Origin of the sequence: Nonomuraea sp. NPDC048901, assembly GCF_040649695.1 — a bacterium.
GTDB lineage: Bacteria > Actinomycetota > Actinomycetes > Streptosporangiales > Streptosporangiaceae > Nonomuraea.
This window is the reverse complement of sequence record NZ_JBEZFW010000026.1, coordinates 23651-45554: the sequence shown is the minus strand read 5'-3', so window position 1 is coordinate 45554 and position 21904 is coordinate 23651. Positions and strand designations below refer to the sequence as shown.

The following is a 21904-nucleotide window of genomic DNA, read 5'->3' as shown; positions in this document are numbered from 1 at the left end:
GTGTAATGACCGTGTGACGGGGACACACGGCAAGCGCGTGGTCGTCGTGGACGACGACGACATCAGCCGCACCGGCATCGTCGCCATCCTGTCCGCGACGCCGGGTGTGGAGGTGATCGCGGGACTCGATCATCGGGCGGCGGCCGGCTGGTCGTACGAGGGCGTCGACGTCGTGCTGGTGGACGCCGCCGACGAGCGCAGCCCCGACGACCACTTCCCCGGTGTGGCGGTCGTGGAGGCCGTCCGCCGCGTCCGGAGCCGTCAGCAGACCACGGTCATCGTGCTCACCGGCCACTTCCTCGACGGCGCGGTCCGGCGGCGCATGCGGGAGGCCAGGGCCGACTACTTCTACCACCGCAGCCAGCTCGGGGACGCGGCCCGCCTGCGCGCCGCCGTACTCCAACCGTCTGGGGGCGTGCCCGGCCCCGCCGATCCCGAAGAGGAGATCAGGCTCGGCGTCTCCCCCGTCAGCCGGGTCAACGCGGCCGTGGCGCACGCGCTGGCGGAGCACCTGCCGGAACGGCTGGGCGAGCGGGCCAGTCCCCGGTCGCGGGCCTGGATCCGATTACGGGAGCGGTTCAACCGGCAGGCCCGGCTCGCGCCGACGACCTCCGACGGCCGCGCTCCGGACCGCACCCAGTCACTGCCGTCGCTGCCACAGATCGCCCGCTTCCTGACCTGGGCGACAAGAGTGAAAACACCCCCACCGCCACCGGATGAATGAATCGCTCAGGGGCGCCACGCGGTCCACCTCGTTCACCGCCGTCCGTCTCTTCCTCAACCTGCGGCTGGCCTCGCGGGTGACGATCTGCGTGACCCTCTGGGAGCCCCTCACGCCACCCGTGGCGCTGCTCACCCTGCTCGCCTCGTGCCTGTACGACGTGCTGGTCTTCCGCGCCCTCAGACGCCACGGCATCCCCGTCCCGGTACGGCTGGCGCTCGACGTCGCCGACGTGGCCGTCTGGTCCGCGCTGGCCGGCGACCCGATCGACGCCCCCGCCCTGCTGGCCGCACCCCTGGCCTACGAGCTGGCCTTGGCGCACGGCTGGACGGCGCTGGCCGTACCGCTCACGTCGGGCGCGGTGGCCAACGTGGCACTGGCCGTGGCGGGCTGGTCGTACAGTCCCGCGCCCCTTCTCTGGCCCGCCGGCGGCGTGGCGGGCGGTGTGTTCATCGGCCGGTACCTGCGCGGGCGGCTGCGGCAACGGCTGCGCGTGGCCGCGGCGGAACGTCAGGCGGCCAGGAGCCGCGCCGAGCTGGCCGGTCGGCACAGCGTGGCCATGGGCGCCGACACCGTGGTGGACCTGCTGACCCGTACCTGGCCACTGCTGGCGGGACCGGGCCGCCCAGTGGCGTCGCCTCTGTCGGCCTGGCGGCAGCGGCTGGCGGAGGAGACGGCCGATCATGCCGAGTACCTGGCGGTCGCGTTGCTGCGCTGGGAGCAGCGCCACAACCTGGCCAGCCCGGACCTCTCCCGCGACGTGGAGTTCCGTCCCACGGACGAGAGCGGCTCGCTGCTGCTCTCCCCCGCCCAGACGGCCGCCCTGCACGACGCCCTGGTACGCCTGGCACCCACGGGCTCGCTCACCGTCACCGCGGACGAGCCACGGCCGCTCGGGCGACGGCAGGAACTGCGGATCGGCTCCAGGAAAGTGGTCCTGCCGGAGGACGCCCGCCCGAACACTCCGCCGTTCGACGCGGGACCGATCGCCATCGCCCTCGGCGCCGTCGGCTCGCTCAGCCACTCGTGGCGCGACATGGACGGCGTGCCGCTCCCGGCCTGCGCGGCCCTCACGGTGACCGGGCTGCTGGTCGCCTTGTGGGCGCACCGGCGCGTCCTCGCCCGTGGCACGGCGGCACACGCGCGGGTGCTGGCCGCGGGACTCTGCTTCGGCGCCGTGGACGCGCTGGTCTCGACGTCCCTCATGCGGACGATGGCCGCCGGCGGGCTCACCCGGATGCCGTTCCTGCACGCGATGCTCTTCGCCGTCCCGCTGACGGTCATGTACTGGCGCGACCTGGGGCTGGGACGCCGGATCGCGGCCGTGGCGTCGGTGGCGTCGATCCTGTGCGGCTGCGTGTGGCTGCTGCCCGTACCGCTGCACTGGGCCGACCTGGCGGGACTGGTATGGCCGCTGGCGTTCACGATCGGCGCCTCGGCGGTGCGCGACCTGCTGGACCTGGACACCAGCGGGGTGGACCACGAACTGGCCGCCGAACACGCGGCGGCGGTGCGCGAGGGCTACCTCAGCGGCCGGGCCGACGTGCTGCGGCTGGTGGAACAGGTCACGGACGAGGCCGCCCACCGCCTGAGCGCGGACCGGGACTCGCTCGACCCGCGTTTCCTCCCGGAGATCGAACGCCGCCTGTCCCAGGTCCGCGACCGCGTCTCAGCCCTACGGCACCAGCCAGATCCCTGACCACTCCACAGAGCCCGGCACCCCGAACCCGCCAAACCCCCCCAGCATCCCGCGCACCCCACGGATCCGGCACCCCGCCAAACCCACGACGCAGGTGGCCGCCCATAGCACCGCCGAACCCCATCCGGTGAAACCCGGGGGTCGCCCGTGACGGCCCACGCCACGAACAGCGAAGGACCCCGGCGCAGTGTGCCGGGGTCCTTCGGAGATAACTCTGAGCTAACAAGGTCCTACCAGGGGGACTTGTTGTTGCGCAGACGCTCCAGCGCTTCCTCGAGGATCGCCTTGCCGTCCTTGTCGCTCCTGCGCTCCTTCACATAAGCCAGGTGCGTCTTGTACGGCTCGTTCCGGGGCGGGGCAGGCGGGGCCTGCTCGTCCTGGCCGGCCGGGAGGCCGCAGCGCGGGCAGTCCCACATTTCGGGCACCGCCGCATCGCTGGCGAAGCTGGGCCGCGTCTCATGCATGTTGGCGCACCAGAACGAGACCCGCACTCTCGGAGCTGCCTCGCCGCGCTCGGCCTCCCCCATCGGGCCGGCGCCGACACGGCTGCCACGGATCGCGTTGCCACTACCCACGGATGAACTCCTCGCTCGATCGCCCCGTGACACACGGGGGGAGAATCACTGTCACGCGTCAATCTGACTCAGGGCCGCAGAAGCAGACCCAGAGCGATGATGCAGACGAACCAGACGGTGCCCGTGATCACGGTCAACCGGTCGAGGTTACGCTCCACCACCGAGGAACCACCGAAGTTCGACGAGAAACCGCCGCCGAACATGTCAGACAGGCCACCACCCTTGCCCTTGTGGAGCAGGACGAGCAGGATCATGAGACAGCTCGCCAGGATGAGGGCGATGGAGATTCCGATTTCCACGGTATGCCTAGTCCTTCAATGCTCTGTCACGCGTGACGATTCAAACTTGCTTCTAGAGGGTACGGCTTGTTGTCAAGTCGCACCCCCGGAACGACTCAGTTAGCCAGACATATCGGAGAAACGGCAGATCTTAACGAACTCCCCGGCATCGATGCTGGCACCGCCCACGAGCGCGCCATCGATATCGGGTTGAGCCATGATCCCAGCGATGTTGCCTGACTTGACCGACCCTCCGTAAAGGATACGTACTGCGGAGGCCACTTCGGGGTCGTACAGCTCAGCGAGTCTTCCTCGCAGCGCCGCGCAGACCTCCTGGGCGTCCTCGGGAGTGGCCACCTCGCCGGTGCCGATCGCCCACACCGGCTCGTAGGCCACTACCATCGATTGTGCCTGCTCAGCGGAGACTTTGCGCAGTCCGCCGTCAAGCTGAGCCAGGCAATGTGAAACCTGCTCGCCCGCCTGGCGCACGGGCAGGCCCTCGCCGACGCACAGGATCGGCGTGAGCGAGTGGCGGAACGCGGCGTGCACCTTGGCGTTGACCAGGTCGTCGTCCTCGCTGTGATACTGCCGCCGCTCCGAGTGGCCGGCCAGGACGAACGTGCAGTTCAGCTTGGCCAGCATCGCGCCCGAGATCTCGCCGGTGTAGGCGCCCGCCTCGTGCTGGGACAGGTCCTGGGCGCCGTAGACGATGCGCAGCTTGTCGCCGTCGACGAGCGTCTGGACGCTGCGCAGGTCGGTGAACGGCGGCAGGACGGCTATCTCCGCCTTGTCGAAGTCCTTGTCGGTGAACGCGAAGGCGAGCTTCTGGACCAGCGAGATGGCCTCAAGGTGGTTGAGGTTCATCTTCCAGTTGCCGGCGAAAAGCGGCTTTCTCACGGTCAGTCCTCCAGGGCGGCGAGTCCGGGCAGGGTCTTGCCCTCGAGATATTCCAGGCTCGCGCCACCACCGGTGGAAATGTGCGAGAAGCCGTCTTCGGGCAGGTCGAACTTGCGTACGGCAGCCGCCGAGTCGCCGCCGCCGACCACCGTCAGGGCGTCGGCCCCGATCAGCGCCTCGGCCACGGCCCGGGTACCGCCGGAGAACGCGTCGAACTCGAAGACGCCCATGGGGCCGTTCCAGAAGATGGTCTTGGCGTCGGCCAGCTTGGCCGCGAACAGCTCACGGGTCCTGGGACCGATGTCGAGCCCCTCACGGTCGGCCGGGATCGCCGTGGCCTCGACCACGTCGTGCGGCGCGTCCTCGGCGAAGCCGGTCGCGGCCAGCACATCGACGGGCAGCACGAGATCGACACCGCGCTCGGCGGCCTCGTTGAGGAAGCCGCGCACCTGGTCGAGCTGGTCCTCCTGGAGCAGCGACTTGCCGACCTCATAGCCCTGGGCCTTGAGGAAGGTGTAGGCCATGCCGCCGCCGATCAGCAGCCGGTCGACCTTGGCCAGCAGGTTGGCGATGACGCCGAGCTTGTCGGAGACCTTGGCGCCGCCCAGCACCACCACGTAGGGGCGCTCGGTGTCCTCGGTGAGCCTCCTGAGCACCTCCAGCTCGGCCACGATGAGCTTGCCCGCCGCGTGCGGCAGCAGGCGGGGCACATCGTAGACGCTGGCGTGCTTGCGGTGGACCGCGCCGAAGCCGTCGCCGACGTAGAGCTCGGCGAGCCCCGCCAGCTTCTCGGCGAACGCCCCGCGCTCCGCCTCGTCCTTGGACTCCTCGCCCGCCTCGAACCGGAGGTTCTCCAGCAGGGCGACCTGGCCCTCCTCCAGCGCGTCGGCGACGCTCTGGGCGCTGTCACCGACCACGTCGGTGGCGAAGGCCACGTCCTCGCCGAGCAGCTCGGCGAGGCGCTCGGCGACCGGCTTCAGCGAGAGGCCGGGGTTGGGCCGCCCCTTGGGGCGGCCCAGGTGAGCGCAGACGACGACCTTCGCGCCCGCGCCGGTCAGCGCCTTGATCGTCGGCACCGACGCGCGGATGCGGCCGTCGTCGGTGATCGTCTCACCGTCGAGTGGGACGTTGAGGTCGGCGCGCACGAGCACGCGCCGACCCTTCACATCGAGATCGTCGAGCGTACGCATCAGAGGTCCGCGCCCACCAACTGGATGAGGTCGACGAGGCGGTTGGAGAAGCCCCACTCATTGTCGTACCAGCCGACGACCTTGACCTGGTTGCCGATGACCTTGGTCAGGCCGGCGTCGAAGATGCAGGAGGCCGGGTCGGTGACAATGTCGCTGGAGACGATCTCGTCCTCGGTGTAGCTGAGCACGCCCTTGAGCGCCCCCTCGGCGGCGGCCTTGTACGCGGCGTTGACCTCTTCGACGGTCACGTCACGGGAGACCTCGACGGTCAGGTCGGTGGCCGAGCCCGTGGGGATCGGCACGCGCATCGCGAACCCGTCGAGCTTGCCCTTGAGCTCGGGCAGCACCAGGCCGATGGCCTTGGCGGCGCCGGTCGAGGTGGGCACCACGTTGACGGCGGCGGCGCGGGCGCGGCGCAGGTCCTTGTGCGGGCCGTCCTGCAGGTTCTGGTCCTGGGTGTAGGCGTGGATGGTGGTCATCAGGCCCTTCTCGATGGTGAAGGCGTCGTTCAGGACCTTCGCCAGCGGAGCCAGACAGTTGGTGGTGCAGGAGGCGTTGGAGATGATCGTGTGCTTGGCGGCGTCATAGGTGTTGTCGTTGACACCCATCACGATCGTGACGTCTTCGTTCTTCGCCGGGGCGGAGATGATGACCTTCTTGGCGCCGTTGTCGGCGTGCACCTTGGCCTTGGCCGCGTCGGTGAACAGGCCGGTCGACTCCAGCACCACGTCGACGCCGAGGTCGCCCCAGGGCAGCTTGGCCGGGTCGCGCTCCTCGAAGACCTTGATCGTCTTGCCGTCGACGGTGATCTCGTCGCCGGAGACCTTCACCTCGTACGGCAGGCGGCCGAGGATGCTGTCGTACTTCAGCAGATGGGCGAGCGTCGCGTTGTCGGTCAGGTCATTGACCGCAACGATCTCGATGTCCTTGCCACTGGCGGCCACCGCACGCCAGAAGTTGCGACCGATGCGGCCGAAGCCGTTGACGCCTACGCGGATGCTCACGGGAACCGATCTCCTCGTACGTGATGGCGAGCTAAAAACCTCAATGCCAAACCCTATCGGAACCAAATTGGTTTAGACCACTCGACTCCCCCTACCGTGAATCCGCGATCAGGCGGCGTAATTTGTGAGCTTCGAGTAAAGTGCCCGACTCATCGGAGTAAGTTCCGGCATTCTCTGGGGGCTGAGATGTCACAACCTAGGTCCGGCCTGCTGTCTGGCCTGATCGTGGGTTTCGTTGCCACGCTCGTCTGCGCCATCGCGCAAGCGGCGGTACTCCTGTACGGAGACCGCTTCATCCCGGCTGCCTTCCTGACCGCCGGCGACGGCCTCTGGGCGATGACCACGATCGCCTTCGCCTCGGCCCTGCTCCTGTCTCTCCTGGTATGCCTGTTCAGGCCGGGCAGCCGGCTCCTGCCGTGGTGGTCGGGCCTCTGCTCGGCGGCGGCGGTGGCCCTGGGATGGACCACCGCCCGCGCGATGACCACCGGCGGCCGGCCCGACCTGAGCCTCGACCGCCTCATCACCAACTTCCCGGCCGAGCTGGCAGGTCTCTGGCCCTCGCTGAAGGACTCGTGGGAGCCCTGGCTCCCGCTGGTGGTGGCGGCCTTGACGGCCTATTTCCTCGTACGCATACGAGTACGCCGCGTCCGAGCCCGCCGAGCCTCCCTCACCCCACCGGAGGACCCGACCCCGGCCGAACCGGAATACCGGGCCCCCTTCGAGCCTCTCCAAAGCCCCACCAACCCCTCACGCCCCACAGGCGACCTCTTCACCCCGAGGGACTCGGGCCGGTCCTGAACCGGCTCACCGGCCCGATCCACGGAGACGGCCAAGCATGCGCACGTCACGGCGGGAAGTCCCGCCACCGGAGGAGCGTTCCCCTGAACGGGGCCCAGCCCACGACGGCGATCGGCGCCCACCGTGCCTGCCGTAATGCATGAACCGCCTTGACGGAAAGACACACAAGGCAGAGCACCACGGGGAGAACCCGAAAGCGATCCCCGCGCAGAGAAGCCCGCCCAGAACCCAGCGACCTCCGCACGCGCAAGCCCGCCCAGAACCCAGCGCCCCCCGCACGCGCAAACCCGCCCAGAACCCTCAGAACCGCCCTGCCACGCTCCCGGAGACCCCTCCCCGGCACGCACGCAGTCCCGCGCCAGCAGACATATGCCTGCAGTCACCGGGCCCCAGTCACATGCCCGCAGTCACCGGACCGCCGCGCCGCACACATAACGCCTGCACTGAGTCACCGCACCGCACAGAGAACGCCCTCCTCACTGGCCGCCGCACCGAACAGAACCCTTCACCTTGCCCGCCGCACCGCACAGAGACCGCGCCGGACAGAGACCGCACGGAGGCAGAGGCAAAGGCAAAGGCCGCTCAGAGAACGCTCACTGGGCGAGCATGTCCACGGTGAGGTTCGCCTCGGTGTTGGGGATGCCCAGGTCGGTGGCACGTTTGTCGGCCATCGCCAGCAGCCGCCGGATGCGTCCGGCGATCGCGTCCTTGGTCAGCGGCGGATCCGCGATCTGCCCCAGCTCCTCCAGAGACGCCTGCTTGTGCTCCACCCGCAGCCGCCCCGCGATCACCAGGTGGTCGGGCGCCTCCTCGCCCAGGATCTCCAGCGCCCGCTGCACCCGCGCCCCCGCCGCCACCGCGGCCCGCGCCGAGCGGCGCAGGTTGGCGTCGTCGAAGTTGGCGAGCCGGTTGGCCGTGGCCCGCACCTCGCGGCGCATCCGGCGCTCTTCCCAGGCCAGCACGCTGTCGTGCGCGCCGAGCCGCGTCAGCAGCGCGCTGATGGCGTCGCCGTCGCGTACCACGACCCGGTCGACGCCCCGCACCTCCCGCGCCTTGGCGTGGATCTTGAGCCGCCGCGCCGAGCCCACCAGCGCCAGCGCCGCCTCGGGCCCCGGGCAGGTGACCTCCAGCGACATGGAGCGCCCCGGCTCGGTCAGCGAGCCGTGCGCCAGGAACGCCCCGCGCCACGCGGCCTCGGCGTCGCAGGCGGCCCCCGCCACCACCTGACGAGGCAGGCCGCGGACCGGGCGCCCGTGGTTGTCGATGAGACCCGTCTGCCGGGCCAGCGCCTCACCGTCGCGGTAGACGCGCACGACATAGCGTGAGCCCTTGCGCAGCCCGGCGGGTGCCAGCACGAGCACTTCGGCCTTGTGACCGAACACCTCCCCGATGTCCTTGATCAGCCGCCGCGCGGTGGCGTTGGTGTCGAGCTCCGCCTCGATCACGATGCGCCCGCCCACCAGGTGCAGCCCGCTGGCGAACCGCAACAGCGTCGACACCTCCGCCTTCCGGCAGCAAGGCTTCAGCACCGGCAGGCGGCTCAGCTCGTCCTTCACCACACCCGTCATCGCCATAAGCGTTAGTCCTCCCCCATTCAGACCGGCTCTCAGCAGTGTCTCGCACCTTTGCGCCGCGCCGACCAGGATCAACGCTTCTGGAGGAAAATCTCGTCCAGGACGGAGGCAAGACGTCGTGAGTCATGCCGGGGGGAGCCGTCGGCGGCCGCGACGTCGGCCATGACGAGCCGCCCGCCGAGCGCGGTGGCGGCCTTCTCCAGAGCGTCGCGGTCATCGACCACGCCGGTGTCGGCGAGCACGACGTCGACGCGCAGGCCGGGCGCGTGCTGCCGGAGCACCTCCAGGTGCTGCTGGGGTGAGAAGTCGTCGGTCTCGCCGGGCTGCGGCGCCAGGTTGAGCGTCACCAGCCGCTGAGCCTTCGACTCATGCAGCGCCCGAGCCAGCTCGGGCACCTTGAGATGCGGTAACACGCTGGTGAACCACGACCCCGGCCCGAACACCAGCCAGTCGGCCTCCAGCACCGCGCGTACGGCCTCGGGCCGCGCCGGCGGATCCTCCGGCACCAGCGAGATCGCCTGCACCCGGCCGGGGGTCAGCGCGCAGGCCACCTGCCCGCGTACGGTCGAGGTGACGCCGTCGAGCTCCACCTCGGCCACGATGTCGAGCGGCACCGACGCCATCGGCAGCACCCTGCCATGGGCACCGAGCAGTCGGCCCACCCAGTCGAGGCCCGCCACGGGGTCGCCGAGCAGCTCCCACAGCGCCACGATGAGCAGATTGCCGACGGCGTGGCCGTGCAGGTCACCCTCGCTGCGGAAGCGGTGCTGGACGACCTCGCTCCAGGTGCTCCCCCACTCGTCGTCGCCGCAGAGCGCGGCCAGCGCCATCCGCAGGTCGCCGGGAGGAAGCACGCCCAGCTCACGCCTGAGCCGCCCGCTGGAGCCACCGTCGTCGGCGACCGTCACCACCGCGGTCAGGTCGCCCACCACGCCGCGCAGCGCCGACAGCGAGGCATAGAGCCCATGCCCCCCACCCAGCGCCACCACCCGCGGCCGATCATCCGGCGGCGCCCCGGCCACGACGGTGTCACCCAGCGCCGCGCCAGCCACAATCGCCTCACCCGGCGTCGCTTCGGCTACGGCCGCCTCGCCCTGGTCTTGGCCTTCATCGGTCACTCCCGCCCCACATCCCGGTGGCTGACCTGGACTTCCATGCCGCGGTCACGCAGCCGGCCGGCGACCTGCTCGGCCATCGCCACGCTGCGGTGCTTGCCACCCGTACAGCCCACCGCCAGCGTGGCGTAGCTCTTGCCCTCGCGCGCGTAACCGGCGGCGATCACCTGCAGAACCTCCTCGTACGCGTCGAGGAACTCCTTGGCGCCCGGCTGGCCGAGCACGTAGTCGCGCACCGGGGCGTCGAGCCCGCTCATCGGCCGCAGATCCGGCACCCAGTGCGGGTTGGGCAGGAAGCGGCAGTCGACCACGAGGTCGGCGTCGACCGGCAGGCCGTACTTGAAGCCGAACGAGACCACGTTGAGCCGCAGCCCCGGCCGGTCCTCGCCGCCGAAGAAGTTGACGATCTTGTTGCGTAGCTCGTGCACGTTGAGCGAGGAGGTGTCGATCACCAGGTCGGCGTTGGCGCGCACCTCGCGCAGGATGCCGCGTTCGCGGGCGATGCCGTCGACGAGCCGGCCCTCGCCCTGGAGCGGGTGAGGCCTGCGTACGTTCTCGAACCTGCGCACCAGCCCTTCGTCGCTGGCCTCCAGGAAGACCACGCGCACCCGCACGCCGCGGCCCTCGAGCTCTTCGATGGCGGCGTTGAGATCGCTGGTGAAGGCCAGGCTGCGCACGTCGACGACGGCGGCCACCTTGTCGGCGGCCAGCTTGACCTTGCCCGCCTCCTCCGCCATGGCGAACAGCAGTCCTGGCGGCAGGTTGTCGATGACGAACCAGCCCAGGTCTTCCAACGCCTTGGCCGCGGTGCTGCGACCCGCGCCTGACATGCCGGTGACGATGACGAACGCCGGCTCGGTGTTCATTGCCTCACTCCGTTCGGCGGGCTCACTGTCCCTCCCCCTTCAGCGTCGACGCGATCACCTCGGCGATGGCCGGGCCGATGCCGGGGACCTCGCACATTTCGGCGGCGGTGGCCTCGCGCAGCTTCTTCACGGAGCCGAAGTGTTTGAGCAGCGCCTGCCGACGCGCCGGTCCGAGGCCGGGCACGGTGTCGAGCGCGCTCTCCTTCACGGTCTTGGACCTCTTAGCACGATGGTAGGTGATGGCGAACCTATGTGCCTCGTCCCGCACGCGTTGCAGCAGGTAGAGTCCCTCACTGGAGCGCGGCATGATCACCGGCTGGTCGTCGCCGGGCAGCCACACCTCTTCGAGCCGCTTGGCCAGGCCGCACACGGCGACGTCATCGATGCCGAGCTCGTCGAGCGCCCGCTGGGCGGCGGCCGCCTGGGGACCCGCGCCGTCGACCACGACCAGGTTGGGCGGGTAGGCGAACTTGCGCGGCTTTCCGGTCTCCGGATCGATCGGCCCGTTGGGTCCGTCGGCGTCGTCGTCGGCCGCCAGTTCCCCGGTGTTCGAGCGCTCCTCCAGGTAGCGCCGGAACCGCCGCTGGATGACCTCGTAGATGGAGGCGACGTCGCCTTCCTTGGTCTTGACGGCGAAGCGGCGGTATTCGCTCTTGCGGGCCAGGCCGTCCTCGAACACCACCATCGACGCCACGACGTTCTCGCCCTGCAGGTGGGAGACGTCGTAGCACTCGACACGCAGCGGCACCTGGTCGAGGTCGAGCGCGTCGGCGATCTCCTGCAGCGCCTTGCTGCGGGTGGTCAGGTCGCCGGCCCGGCGGATCTTGTGCTGGGCGAGCGACTCCTTGGCGTTGCGCTCGACGGTCTCCATCAGCGACTTCTTGTCGCCGCGTTGCGGCACCCGGACCTCGACCCGGGCGCGGCGCTGCTCCGACAGCAGCTCGGTGATCGCCTCGTTGTCGGGCGGCAGCACGGGCACGAGGACCTCGCGGGGCATCGACTCGGCACCCGCCTCGCCGTACATCTGCAGCAGGAACTGCTCCACCAGCTCACCCGGCGAGCTCTCCTCGACCTTGTCGACCACCCAGCCGCGCTGACCGCGGATGCGGCCGCCGCGCACGTAGAAGACCTGGACGGCGGCTTCGAGCGGGTCCTCGGCCAGCGCGATCACGTCGGCGTCGGTGCCCTCGCCGAGGACGACGGCCTGCTTCTCGAGCGCGCGCTGCAGGGCCTGGATGTCGTCGCGGAGCCTGGCGGCCCGCTCGTATTCCTGCGCCGCGGCGGCCTCGCGCATGTCGCGCTCCAGCCGCTTGATGAAGCGGCCGGTGTTGCCCGCCATGAAGTCGCAGAAGTCTTCGGCCAGGGCCAGGTGCTCGTCCGGGGTGACCCGGCCCACGCACGGCGCCGAGCATTTGTCGATGTAGCCCAGCAGGCACGGCCGGCCGATCTGCCCGGCGCGCTTGAACACTCCCGCACTGCACGTGCGTACGGGAAAGACGCGCAGCAGCAGATCGACGGTCTCGCGGATGGCCCAGGCGTGGGAGTAGGGGCCGAAGTAGCGGGTGCCCTTGCGCTTGGCGCCCCGCATCACCTGCACGCGCGGGAAGTCCTCGCCCATGGTGACGGCGAGGTAGGGGTAGGACTTGTCGTCGCGGTATTTGACGTTGAAGCGGGGGTCGAACTCCTTGATCCAGGAGTATTCGAGCTGCAGCGCCTCGACCTCGGTGCCGACCACCGTCCAGTCGACGTCGGCGGCGGTGGTGAGCATGGTCTGCGTGCGCGGATGCAGGGCGGAGAAGTCGGCGAAGTAGGAGTTGAGCCGCTGCCGCAGGCTCTTGGCCTTGCCAACGTAGATCACCCGGCCATGCGCGTCCCTGAACCGGTAGACCCCCGGAGAGTCGGGAATGGACCCCGATTGGGGGCGGAAACTCAGGGGACTGCGCACTGATCTCGCCACGTTCAAAGACTAACGGGCCCCACCGACAAGGCGGCCCGCCGTACCAGTCGTCCTGGTACGGCGGGCGTGCGCCTAGGCGAGCGTGATCTGGTCTCCCTCGACCTTGATCTGCTGCTCAGGAAGCGGCTTCTTGGCCGGTCCGGCGGAGACGGATCCGTCGTCGATCTTGAACTTGCTGCCGTGGCACGGGCAGTCGATCATCCCGTTCGCGACGCCGCCGACCGTACAGCCCTGGTGGGTGCAGATCGCGCTGAACGCCTTGAACTCGCCCGACTTGGGCTGCACCACCACCACTTTCTGCTCCTTGAAGACCGTCCCCCCGCCCACGGGGATGTCGGAGGTCTTCGCCAATGCGCCACCCGCGGCCGCCGGAGCACTCGACTGCGTGTCGGCGGTCGAGGTCTGCGCGCCGCTCGCGGCGTCGTTACTGCCACACGCGGTCAGCGCCAGTGTCAGGCCACCCACGCCCACACCGGCGATCATCGCCCTGCGACTCTGAAAGTCATCTCCCATGAGCTCACCCAACCGCACACAGGTGAGAAATTCATGAGGACCCGCTAGGCAAGCGTGATCTTACCGTCGCTGACCTTGATTTTCTTCTCCTCGAGCGGCTTGGAAGCCGGGCCACCTGCGACGGAACCGTCCGAAATCTTGAACTTGCTCCCGTGGCACGGGCAGTTGATGGTGCCGTCCGCGACCTCGTCGACCGTGCACCCCTGATGGGTGCAGATCGCCGTGAACGCCTTGAACTCCCCCTCCGTCGGCTGGGTGACGACCACCTTCTGGCTCTCGAAGACCTTGCCGCCCCCGCTGGGGATGTCGCCGGTTTCGGCGAGCGCCTTGCCGCCGGCGGCCTTCTTCTTCTTCGGGGCCGCGGACGACGGCTCATCGGCCGCGGGTGCCTCACTCGCTTGGGTCGTCGGCGAGCCGTAGCTCGCGCAAGCGGTCATCACCACTGCGAGCCCGGCGCCTCCGGCCCCGAGCACCACCGCCCGGCGCGTCGTTTCGGTCATATTGCGTCCTCCCAGGTCTAGTTCTCACTTCAGGTACGGCCAGCGCCCTCGCGCCGGTTCAGCGTGCCGTACGCCAATCCCGGGAACCACGCAGAATTACCTGTTCAGGCCACCACGACGCCGTCACCCACGACCTTGATCTTGTAGGCCACGAGCGGCGCGGTCGCCGGCCCCTTGAGCGCCTTGCCGCTGTCGGCGGCGAACTCGCTGCCGTGGCACCCGCACGTGATCACGTTCTCCTCGGGCGAGCCGACCGTGCAGCCCTTGTGCGTGCAGACCGCGCTGAACGCCTTGAAGACGCCCTTCGCCGGCTGGGTGACCACGATCTTGTACTGCTCCACCAGGACGCCGCCGCCCACGGGAACGTCCGCGGTCTTGGCGAGCACCTGCCCCTTGATCCCGGCCGGCTCCGCGCTGGCGCCGCCGCCACACCCCGCGACCGCGAGACCGCACACCGCCAGTCCGGCCGCGCCCAGCGCCTCGCGACGCCCGATTTCGGGCATGGCGCTGCCCAGCTCCGTAATCCCCATGGTGTCAGCCCTTCCCCGTGGCCACTGACCCCCTGCAGGCCAGGCCGCTATCGTCTGGTCAACTTTATTGCCGACACCCCTCGGTCCCCCGTCCGGGTCATCGCCGCAAGGCCGAGAATCCCGAGCCGGCGCCCCTCACCCGACGTAGACCCCGCAGGCCCGCCCGGCCGCCATCCCATGACGCCCCCTCAGGCCCCGGCCATCACCAGGCCGAGCTCCGACCGTCCCGTACCGACGGACACGGCCGATCCCCGGGTTTCTGTACGGCGGCCACCCGCCGTACAGAAAGACCCTGGAGGAAAGGGAACCTCAGAGCGAGAGGATCTTGCGCAGGAAGCGCCCCGTGTGGCTCTCGTCCACCAGCGCGATCTCCTCAGGCGTCCCCGTGGCGACCAGCGTGCCGCCCCGCGAGCCACCCTCGGGCCCCATGTCGATCACCCAGTCGGCCGTCTTGATGACGTCGAGGTTGTGCTCGATGACGATCACCGTGTTGCCGCCGTCGACCAGCCGCCCGAGCACTCCGAGCAGCCGCCGGATGTCCTCGAAGTGCAGCCCGGTGGTCGGCTCGTCGAGCACGTAGATCGTCCGCCCCGTCTGCCGCCGCTGCAGCTCGGAGGCCAGCTTGACGCGCTGCGCCTCGCCGCCGGACAGGGTCGTGGCGGGCTGCCCGAGCCGTACGTAGCCGAGGCCGACGTCGTTGAGCGTCTGCAGGTGGCGCTTGATCGCCGGAATCGCGTCGAAGAAGCCGAGCGCCTCCTCGATCGGCATGTCGAGCACTTCGGAGATCGTCTTGCCCTTGTAGTGGACCTCCAGCGTCTCCCGGTTGTAGCGGGCGCCGTGGCAGACCTCGCACGGGACGTACACGTCGGGCAGGAAGTTCATCTCGATCTTGATGGTGCCGTCGCCGGCGCACGCCTCGCAGCGGCCGCCCTTGACGTTGAAGCTGAAGCGGCCCGGCTGGTAGCCGCGCACCTTGGCCTCGGTGGTGGCCGCGAACAGCTTGCGTACGTGGTCGAACACGCCGGTGTAGGTGGCCGGGTTGGAGCGCGGGGTGCGCCCGATCGGCGACTGGTCGACGTGGACGACCTTGTCGACCTGGTCGATGCCGTTGATCCGGGAGTGCCGCCCGGGCACGGTGCGCGCCCCGTTGAGCTCCTTGGCCAGCGCGTTGTAGAGGATGTCGTTGACCAGGGTCGACTTGCCGGACCCCGACACGCCGGTGACCGCGGTGAACAGGCCGAGCGGGAACTCGATGTCGACGCCCTTGAGGTTGTGCTCGCGCGCGCCCTTGACCGTGATCTGCCGCTTCCTGTCGCGCTTGCGGCGCTTGGCGGGGATCGGGATGCTCCTGCGCCCGGACAGGTATTGGCCGGTCATCGACTCTTCGCTGGCCAGCAGCTCCTGGACGGTGCCGGACACGACGACCTGGCCGCCGTGCTCGCCCGCGCCCGGACCGATGTCGACCACCCAGTCGGCGGCCGCGATCGTGTCCTCGTCGTGCTCGACGACGATCAGCGTGTTGCCCATGTCGCGCAGCCTGATCAGCGTGTCTAGCAGCCGCATGTTGTCACGCTGGTGCAGGCCGATCGACGGCTCGTCCAGGACGTACAGGACGCCGACCAGACCGGAACCGATCTGGGTGGCCAGCCGGATGCGCTGAGCCTCGCCGCCGGCCAGGGTGGCGGCGGCGCGGTCCATGGTCAGGTAGTCGAGGCCGACGTCGAGCAGGAAGCCCATGCGGGCGTTGATCTCCTTGACCACCCGCTCGGCGATCTGCATGTCGCGGTCGGACAGCTTGAGCTCGGACAGGAACTCCGCGCACTCGCCGATCGACATGGACGACACGTCGGCGATCGACTTGTCCGCGACGGTGACGGCCAGCGTGACCGGCTTGAGCCTGGCGCCCTTGCAGGCCGGGCACGGGATCTCGCGCATGTAGCCCTCGAACCGCTCGCGGGTCGAGTCGCTCTCCGCTTCGACGTGCCGTCGCTGGACCCACGGGATGACGCCCTCGTAGGTTGTGTAGTAGGAGCGCTGCCTGCCGTAGCGGTTGCTGTAGCGGACGTGCACCTGCTCGTCGTGGCCGAACAGCAGGGACTTCTGCGCGGCCTTGGGCAGCTTCTCCCACGGCGTGTCGAGGGTGAAGCCCATGGTGTGGCCGAGCGCCTCGACGAGCCTGACGAAGTATTCGCTGGTGTGGCCGCCCGACCAGGGGTGGAGCGCGCCGTCTCGGAGCGTGGACTCCGGATCGGGTACGACCAGGTCGGGGTCGACCTCCATCTTGGTGCCGAGCCCCGTGCACTCCGGGCAGGCGCCGAAGGGCGAGTTGAAGGAGAACGAGCGGGGCTCCAGCTCCTCGAACGACAGGTCGTCGTAGGGGCAGTAGAGATGCTCGGAGTAGAAGCGCTCCCGGTTGGGATCGCCTTCGGGCAAGTCGACGAACTCCAGCGTGATCGTGCCGCCGGACAGCTGCAGCGCGGTCTCGACCGAGTCGGTGAGCCGCCGGCGCGACGACTCCTTCACCGACAGCCGGTCGACGATGACCTCGATGTCGTGCTTCTCCTGCTTCTTCAGCGTGGGCGGCTCTTCCAGCCGGATGATCACGCCGTCGACCCGCGCCCGGGCGAAGCCCTTGGTCTGCAGCTCTCGGAACAGCTCGGCGTATTCGCCCTTGCGGCCCCTGACGACCGGGGCCAGCACCTGGAAGCGGGTGCCCTCCTCCAGGTCCATCACGCGGTCGACGATCTGCTGCGGCATCTGCCTGGCGATCGGCCGCGCGCACACCGGGCAGTGGGGCTTGCCGATGCGCGCCCACAGCAGCCTCAGGTAGTCGTAGACCTCGGTGATCGTGCCGACGGTCGAGCGGGGGTTCTTGCTGGTGGCCTTCTGGTCGATCGACACCGCGGGCGACAGGCCCTCGATGAAGTCCACGTCGGGCTTGTCCATCTGGCCGAGGAACTGGCGGGCGTAGGCCGACAACGACTCGACGTAGCGCCGCTGGCCCTCAGCGAAGATCGTGTCGAAGGCCAGGCTCGACTTGCCCGATCCGGACAGGCCGGTGAAGACGATCAGAGAGTCTCGCGGCAGGTCCAGCGAGACGTCTTTGAGGTTGTGTTCTCGTGCACCACGCACGATCAGGCGGTCTGCCACGGCGATCCCGGATGTCGAAAGGCGGATAGGTCCACGGGGGATGGTAGACGGGGGCTCCGACAATTTCGGCGGCCCGCTCGTCGAACCCCGAAAATCCGTCGCTACCAGGTTACGGCCTACTCCCACCCCTGCAGGTGGCCTTTAGCTGTCAACCGCGTGACCAGCCATTTTATGCCCCCAGCGGCCCCCAGAACCCCCCGGATGATGAAATATCCGGCATGACCGTTCTGCTGACGCTCCAGGCCGAGCTGGCCGCGTCGACCGCCCGTTTCCAGGCCACGGCGGCCTCCCTCACCGAGGACGACGTCGCCGCCCCCTCGCTCCTTCCGGGCTGGTCCAGGGGCCATGTGCTCGCCCACGTGGCGGGGAACGCCGACAGCCACATCAACCTGCTGACCTGGGCCAGGACCGGCGTCGAGACGCCGCAGTACGCGACCGGCGCGGCGCGGGAGGAGGGCATCGAGGCGGGCGCGGGCCGTACCCCCGCCGAGCACGTCGCCGAGCTGGCGGCCGCCAACGCCCGGCTGGCCGCCGAGATCCACGACCTCCCGGAGGCGGCGTGGCGGGCGACCGTCTCGGGCATGCGCCCGCCGCCGCACCCCGCCTGGTACGTCCTCGTACGGCGGCTGCGCGAGGTCGAAGTGCACCATGTGGACCTCGGCGCGGGCTACGGCCCGGCGGACTGGCCGGAGACATTCGTCGACCGGGAGCTCCACGACTGCCTGCGGTGCTGGCCGTACGCGCGAAGCACCGTCAGCGAGATCACCCTGCGCGGTGGGCGGACGTGGCGCGACCTGGGCCCCGGGCCGGCGGTCGAGGGCGACGCGGCCGACGTTCTGGCATGGCTCATCGGGAGATCCGACGGCACGGGCGTTAGGGTGGTGACGGAGGGGCGGCTGTCAACGCCGGTTCCCGTGGCGCCGCCCTGGATGACGATGCCCGCCCCCGCTGATCTGCCCGCGACGCCCCCGAAGGACTATCCATGACCTACACAGGTGACGTCCAGGTCGGCGGTCCCGCCGACGTACGCGAGCTCCCGAAGCTGTCGATCTGCAAGCTGGCAGTGGGGCCGTTCGACAACAACGCCTATCTGCTGCGCTGCACCCAGACCGGTGACGGCCTGCTGATCGACGCCGCCGCGGAGGCCGACCGGCTGCTGGCGCTCATCACCGACCAGCCGATCAGCGCGATCGTCACGACCCACCAGCACGGCGACCACTGGCAGGCGCTGGAGCAGGTGACCAAGGTGACGGGCGCCCAGGTGATCGCGCACCCGCTCGACGCGCCCGGCCTGCCGATCCCGGTGGACCGCACGGTCGAGCACGGCGACCGGATCACGGTCGGCGTGGCGGACCTCGAGGTGATCCACTTGCGCGGTCACACGCCGGGTTCGATCGCCCTGCTGTACGACGGCGGCGACGAGGGGCGGCACCTGTTCACCGGCGACTCGCTCTTCCCGGGCGGGGTGGGCAACACGCAGAAGGACCCGGAGCGCTTCGCCCAGCTCTTCGGCGATGTCGCCGAGCGGATCTTCGACCGGCTGCCCGACGACACATGGGTGTACCCGGGCCATGGCAAGGACACCACGCTCGGCGCCGAGCGCCCGTCCCTGCCGGAATGGAAGGCCCGAGGCTGGTAAGACCCGCCAACCTCAGCGGTTCGCCAGGACTCGGGCGATCCGCTGAGCCGCCAGGGCAGGATCGTCGGCGAGACCGACGACCTCGCCCCACGACCAGCGGTAGAACCACCCCTCCGGCAGCGGCACGCAGTCGACGGTCTCGACGAGCATCGCGGTGTCGGGATCGCTGACCCGCAGCGCGGGCGGGTATGGCAGCAGGGTGGTGGTCAGCCCGTGCAGCTCCAGCTCCCTGGCCAGCTTCGCGAGAAAGTACGTACGCGTGTGCTCGCGCGGCGTGGCCGACATGGCTCCATCACCACCCGGATGACGGCGGACGTATCCGCTCAGCTGCCGATGCGCTCGGCTTCCCTGCGCTGCTCACGCTTGTAGAACAGCACCCGCAGCGGGATCGCCGCCACGAGCGCGATCTGCATGGTGGCGCCGATCTTGATGGGCAGGTCGCCACCCTCGGGCCAGGCCACCCAGAAGGTCAGGAAGGCCACATTGATCATGATCCACCCGAGCACCACCGCGGCGAGCTGCCCCTTGGGCTTGGGGTATTCGATCCGGCTCACCATCAGCCAGGCCACGCCGAGCACCGCGAGCAACGAGTAAAGGCTCGGCTGGAAGAGCATCACGATCGAGATGACGGTCATGGCGCCCATGGGAATGGGCAGGCCCATGAAGTCGCCGCTCTTGGTCTTGACGCAGGCGAACCGCGCCAGCCGGACGACACCGGCGACCAGCACCGCCGCGGCGGCGGCCACCACAGCGGCGAACGGCACCTTGTCCGTGAAACCACCCCAGATCACGACCATGAACGCGGGCGCGAACCCGAAGCTGATCACGTCGGCGAGGTTGTCGAGCTCGGCGCCCATGGCGGAGGCGCGGAAGCGCCGCGCGACCAGGCCGTCGAACAGGTCACAGGTGGCGCCGATGAGCAGCAGCACCACGGCGGTCGCGAAGTAGCTCGGCGCGGGCGTGAAGTCGCCCCCGGCCTTGAGCGACTGGATCGCCGATGAGGCCAGGACGCACACCGCGAGAAACCCGCAGATGGCGTTGCCCAGCGAGAGCGAGTCCGCCGCGGACAGGCGGAACGCCTTGCCGACGGGTCCTCGAGGTTCTTCGTCGTCGGCCTGCCAGCTGCCGGCGTCAGCCGCGGTCAATTCTGGTCACCCCCGCAACCGTCTTCTCGCCCACGGAAACCGCGGACGAGATCCCTTCGGGAAGGTAGATGTCGACCCGCGAACCGAACCTGATGAGCCCGATCCGCTCGGTCTGCGAGACCTTGGCGCCGACGGTCACGTATGGCACGATCCTGCGCGCCACCGCGCCTGCGATCTGCACCATCTCGACGTCGCCGAGCGCCGTCGCGAAATGCCACACCACGCGTTCGTTCTGGTCGCTGTCCTTGTTGAAAGCCGGCAGGAACCCACCCGCCACATGCTGCACGGAGGTGACATTTCCCGCAAGGGGGGCCCTGTTCACATGGACGTTCAGCGGACTCATGAAGATCGCGACGCGGGTACGCCCGTCGGCCTGCGGGTCGATGCTCTGCACGACGCCGTCGGCCGGTGACAGGATCCGCCCCTCGCCCGGCGTGCGGTCCGGGTCACGGAAGAACCAGAGCATGGCACCGGTGAGGGCGCCCAGCGGCACGGCCGCCAGCGCCCATCGACGGTCCCGGCGCGTCAGCAGCGCGGTGGTGGCCGCGGCGGCGACGGTGGGGAAGAGCCACGGGGACACCCCGCGCGCGAGCCGCACGCGGCCCGTCTTGGCAGAATCGTCTGACACGTACAACCTTCGATGGTGACTGGACTGGGCGCTTTGCCGTGATGTTACAGAGTCAGCAACTATTACACGGCGCAACTTCTCAAGCAAAGCGCCTCGAAAGCCATTTAGCTAGCCCTGCTGGCTTCCTCGCCCTTGCGCACATCGACACGGGCCTTGATCAGGCTGGCCGCGGTGGTGATGACCATGGTGGCGCCGATGACCGTGAGCGAGACCCAGATGGGGATTTCGGGCGCCCAGGAGACCTCGCTGGCATGCAGTGCCTCCAATATGAGCTTAACCCCGATGAAGCCCAATATGAACGCAAGTCCATAGCTGATGTAGACCAGCCTCTGAAGCAGGCCCCCCAGCAGGAAGTAGAGCTGACGTAGTCCCATCAGCGCGAACGCGTTGGCCGCGAAGACGATGAACGGGTCCTTGGTGAGTCCGAAAATGGCGGGAATCGAGTCGAGCGCGAACAGCAGGTCGGTGCTGCCGATGGCGACCATCACGATGAGCATCGGGGTGACCATCCGACGCCCGTCGATCTTGACAGTGACCTTCGACCCGACGTAGCCCTCGGTGGTGGGGAAGGCCTTGCGCACCCACCTGAGCAGGATGTTCTCGTTGAACTCCTCTTCGTCGCCCTTGAGGTGCTGCCGGATCAGGTTGATCGCGGTGTAGACCAGGAAGGCGCCGAAGACGTAGAACAACCAGCTGAACCGCTCCAGTGCCGCCGCGCCGAGCGCGATGAAGATGCCGCGCATGACCAGCGCCAGCAGGATCCCGACGAGCAGCACCTTGTGCTGGTACGCCTTGGGCACCGCGAACCTGCTCATGATGATGAAGAAGATGAACAGGTTGTCGACGCTCAGGCTGTATTCGGTGATGTAGCCGGCGAAGAACTCCCCCGCCTTGGCGCCGCCGAGCGTGGCCCACAGCAGACCGCCGAACACCACGGCGAGCAGCACGTAGAACGTGACCCAGTACCCGGCCTGCCGCATCGAGAACTCACGGGCTTCACCGCGGTCGACGATCCAGAGGTCGATGGCGAGAACGACCAGCAGGCCGCCTATGACGGCGATCCAGGCCCAAACAGGTACGATCACGTGGTCTACCTCCGGCATGCAAAAACAGAGCGCCGGAGGT

At 69.1% G+C, this 21904-nt stretch carries 22 protein-coding genes; 5 read left to right on the top strand and 17 right to left on the bottom strand.

Features of this window, described 5'->3' with window-relative positions:
* The first annotated feature begins 13 nt into the window (after positions 1–13).
* Both AB0C30_RS51800 and AB0C30_RS51795 read left to right on the top strand, forming a co-directional pair.
* On the top strand, positions 14–724 hold the full coding sequence (locus tag AB0C30_RS51800) for a hypothetical protein (RefSeq protein ID WP_357958385.1): 711 nt from the start codon (positions 14–16) through the stop codon (positions 722–724).
* Entirely contained in the window at positions 717–2420 is a 1704-nt protein-coding gene (locus AB0C30_RS51795; RefSeq protein WP_357958383.1) for a hypothetical protein, read from the top strand. Before AB0C30_RS51800 ends, AB0C30_RS51795 begins: the two co-directional genes overlap by 8 nt.
* Before the next feature lie 230 nt (positions 2421–2650).
* On the opposite strand, the gene AB0C30_RS51790 is transcribed toward AB0C30_RS51795, so the two are convergent.
* From AB0C30_RS51790 to gap, 5 genes are all read right to left on the bottom strand, one after another.
* Entirely contained in the window at positions 2651–2995 is a 345-nt protein-coding gene (locus tag AB0C30_RS51790; protein WP_214636247.1) for an RNA polymerase-binding protein RbpA, read from the bottom strand.
* Positions 2996–3063: 68 nt separating this feature from the next.
* Positions 3064–3294 carry a preprotein translocase subunit SecG gene (gene secG / locus AB0C30_RS51785; protein WP_214636246.1) on the bottom strand — a complete coding sequence of 77 codons (231 nt, stop codon included), beginning with the start codon at positions 3292–3294 and terminating at the stop codon, positions 3064–3066.
* Between the two features lie 99 nt (positions 3295–3393).
* Complete coding sequence (gene tpiA, locus AB0C30_RS51780) at positions 3394–4176, bottom strand: triose-phosphate isomerase (RefSeq protein WP_357958579.1); 783 nt, start codon at positions 4174–4176, stop codon at positions 3394–3396.
* On the bottom strand, positions 4173–5360 hold the full coding sequence (locus AB0C30_RS51775; RefSeq protein WP_357958381.1) for a phosphoglycerate kinase: 1188 nt from the start codon (positions 5358–5360) through the stop codon (positions 4173–4175). The genes tpiA and AB0C30_RS51775 overlap by 4 nt, the downstream gene beginning before the upstream one ends.
* A complete protein-coding gene (gene gap / locus AB0C30_RS51770) occupies positions 5360–6364 on the bottom strand; it encodes a type I glyceraldehyde-3-phosphate dehydrogenase (RefSeq protein ID WP_225291408.1) in 1005 nt (334 codons plus the stop codon). The genes AB0C30_RS51775 and gap overlap by 1 nt, the downstream gene beginning before the upstream one ends.
* 186 nt (positions 6365–6550) lie before the next feature.
* On the opposite strand from gap, the gene AB0C30_RS51765 reads away from it, so the two are divergent.
* Positions 6551–7162: a hypothetical protein gene (locus AB0C30_RS51765; protein ID WP_357958378.1), complete on the top strand. Its 612-nt coding sequence runs from the start codon at positions 6551–6553 to the stop codon at positions 7160–7162.
* A 593-nt stretch (positions 7163–7755) separates the two neighbouring features.
* Here the strand turns inward: AB0C30_RS51765 and whiA are convergent.
* From whiA to uvrA, 8 genes are all read right to left on the bottom strand, one after another.
* Positions 7756–8736, bottom strand: a complete 981-nt coding sequence (gene whiA / locus AB0C30_RS51760) for a DNA-binding protein WhiA (protein ID WP_357656688.1) — start codon at positions 8734–8736, stop codon at positions 7756–7758.
* A gap of 71 nt (positions 8737–8807) precedes the next feature.
* On the bottom strand, positions 8808–9725 hold the full coding sequence (yvcK, locus tag AB0C30_RS51755; protein ID WP_357958576.1) for a uridine diphosphate-N-acetylglucosamine-binding protein YvcK: 918 nt from the start codon (positions 9723–9725) through the stop codon (positions 8808–8810).
* Positions 9726–9850: 125 nt separating this feature from the next.
* On the bottom strand, positions 9851–10717 hold the full coding sequence (gene rapZ, locus AB0C30_RS51750; RefSeq protein WP_357958376.1) for an RNase adapter RapZ: 867 nt from the start codon (positions 10715–10717) through the stop codon (positions 9851–9853).
* A 22-nt stretch (positions 10718–10739) separates the two neighbouring features.
* Positions 10740–12674, bottom strand: a complete 1935-nt coding sequence (uvrC, locus tag AB0C30_RS51745) for an excinuclease ABC subunit UvrC (protein WP_357958374.1) — start codon at positions 12672–12674, stop codon at positions 10740–10742.
* Between the two features lie 72 nt (positions 12675–12746).
* Positions 12747–13187, bottom strand: coding sequence for a Rieske (2Fe-2S) protein (locus AB0C30_RS51740; protein ID WP_357958372.1), 441 nt, complete (start codon positions 13185–13187; stop codon positions 12747–12749).
* A 44-nt stretch (positions 13188–13231) separates the two neighbouring features.
* Positions 13232–13687 (bottom strand): Rieske (2Fe-2S) protein, encoded by a 456-nt coding sequence (locus AB0C30_RS51735; RefSeq protein ID WP_357958370.1) that lies wholly within the window; start codon positions 13685–13687, stop codon positions 13232–13234.
* Between the two features lie 104 nt (positions 13688–13791).
* Positions 13792–14217: a Rieske (2Fe-2S) protein gene (locus AB0C30_RS51730; RefSeq protein ID WP_357958368.1), complete on the bottom strand. Its 426-nt coding sequence runs from the start codon at positions 14215–14217 to the stop codon at positions 13792–13794.
* A gap of 309 nt (positions 14218–14526) precedes the next feature.
* On the bottom strand, positions 14527–17367 hold the full coding sequence (gene uvrA / locus AB0C30_RS51725) for an excinuclease ABC subunit UvrA (protein WP_357958366.1): 2841 nt from the start codon (positions 17365–17367) through the stop codon (positions 14527–14529).
* Between the two features lie 218 nt (positions 17368–17585).
* On the opposite strand from uvrA, the gene AB0C30_RS51720 reads away from it, so the two are divergent.
* Together AB0C30_RS51720 and AB0C30_RS51715 are read left to right on the top strand one after the other, a co-directional pair.
* The gene (locus AB0C30_RS51720; RefSeq protein WP_357958364.1) at positions 17586–18353 is read left to right on the top strand and encodes a maleylpyruvate isomerase family mycothiol-dependent enzyme; all 768 of its coding nucleotides are present in this window, start codon (positions 17586–17588) and stop codon (positions 18351–18353) included.
* Positions 18350–19006, top strand: a complete 657-nt coding sequence (locus AB0C30_RS51715) for an MBL fold metallo-hydrolase (protein ID WP_357958362.1) — start codon at positions 18350–18352, stop codon at positions 19004–19006. Before AB0C30_RS51720 ends, AB0C30_RS51715 begins: the two co-directional genes overlap by 4 nt.
* 12 nt (positions 19007–19018) lie before the next feature.
* On the opposite strand, the gene AB0C30_RS51710 is transcribed toward AB0C30_RS51715, so the two are convergent.
* From AB0C30_RS51710 to AB0C30_RS51695, 4 genes are all read right to left on the bottom strand, one after another.
* Positions 19019–19291, bottom strand: a complete 273-nt coding sequence (locus AB0C30_RS51710) for a hypothetical protein (protein WP_357958360.1) — start codon at positions 19289–19291, stop codon at positions 19019–19021.
* Positions 19292–19329: 38 nt separating this feature from the next.
* A complete protein-coding gene (gene pssA, locus AB0C30_RS51705; RefSeq protein WP_357958358.1) occupies positions 19330–20151 on the bottom strand; it encodes a CDP-diacylglycerol--serine O-phosphatidyltransferase in 822 nt (273 codons plus the stop codon).
* Positions 20138–20779 carry a phosphatidylserine decarboxylase gene (locus AB0C30_RS51700; protein WP_357958355.1) on the bottom strand — a complete coding sequence of 214 codons (642 nt, stop codon included), beginning with the start codon at positions 20777–20779 and terminating at the stop codon, positions 20138–20140. Before AB0C30_RS51700 ends, pssA begins: the two co-directional genes overlap by 14 nt.
* Before the next feature lie 104 nt (positions 20780–20883).
* The gene (locus AB0C30_RS51695; RefSeq protein WP_357958353.1) at positions 20884–21864 is read right to left on the bottom strand and encodes a TerC family protein; all 981 of its coding nucleotides are present in this window, start codon (positions 21862–21864) and stop codon (positions 20884–20886) included.
* Positions 21865–21904 lie beyond the last annotated feature (40 nt).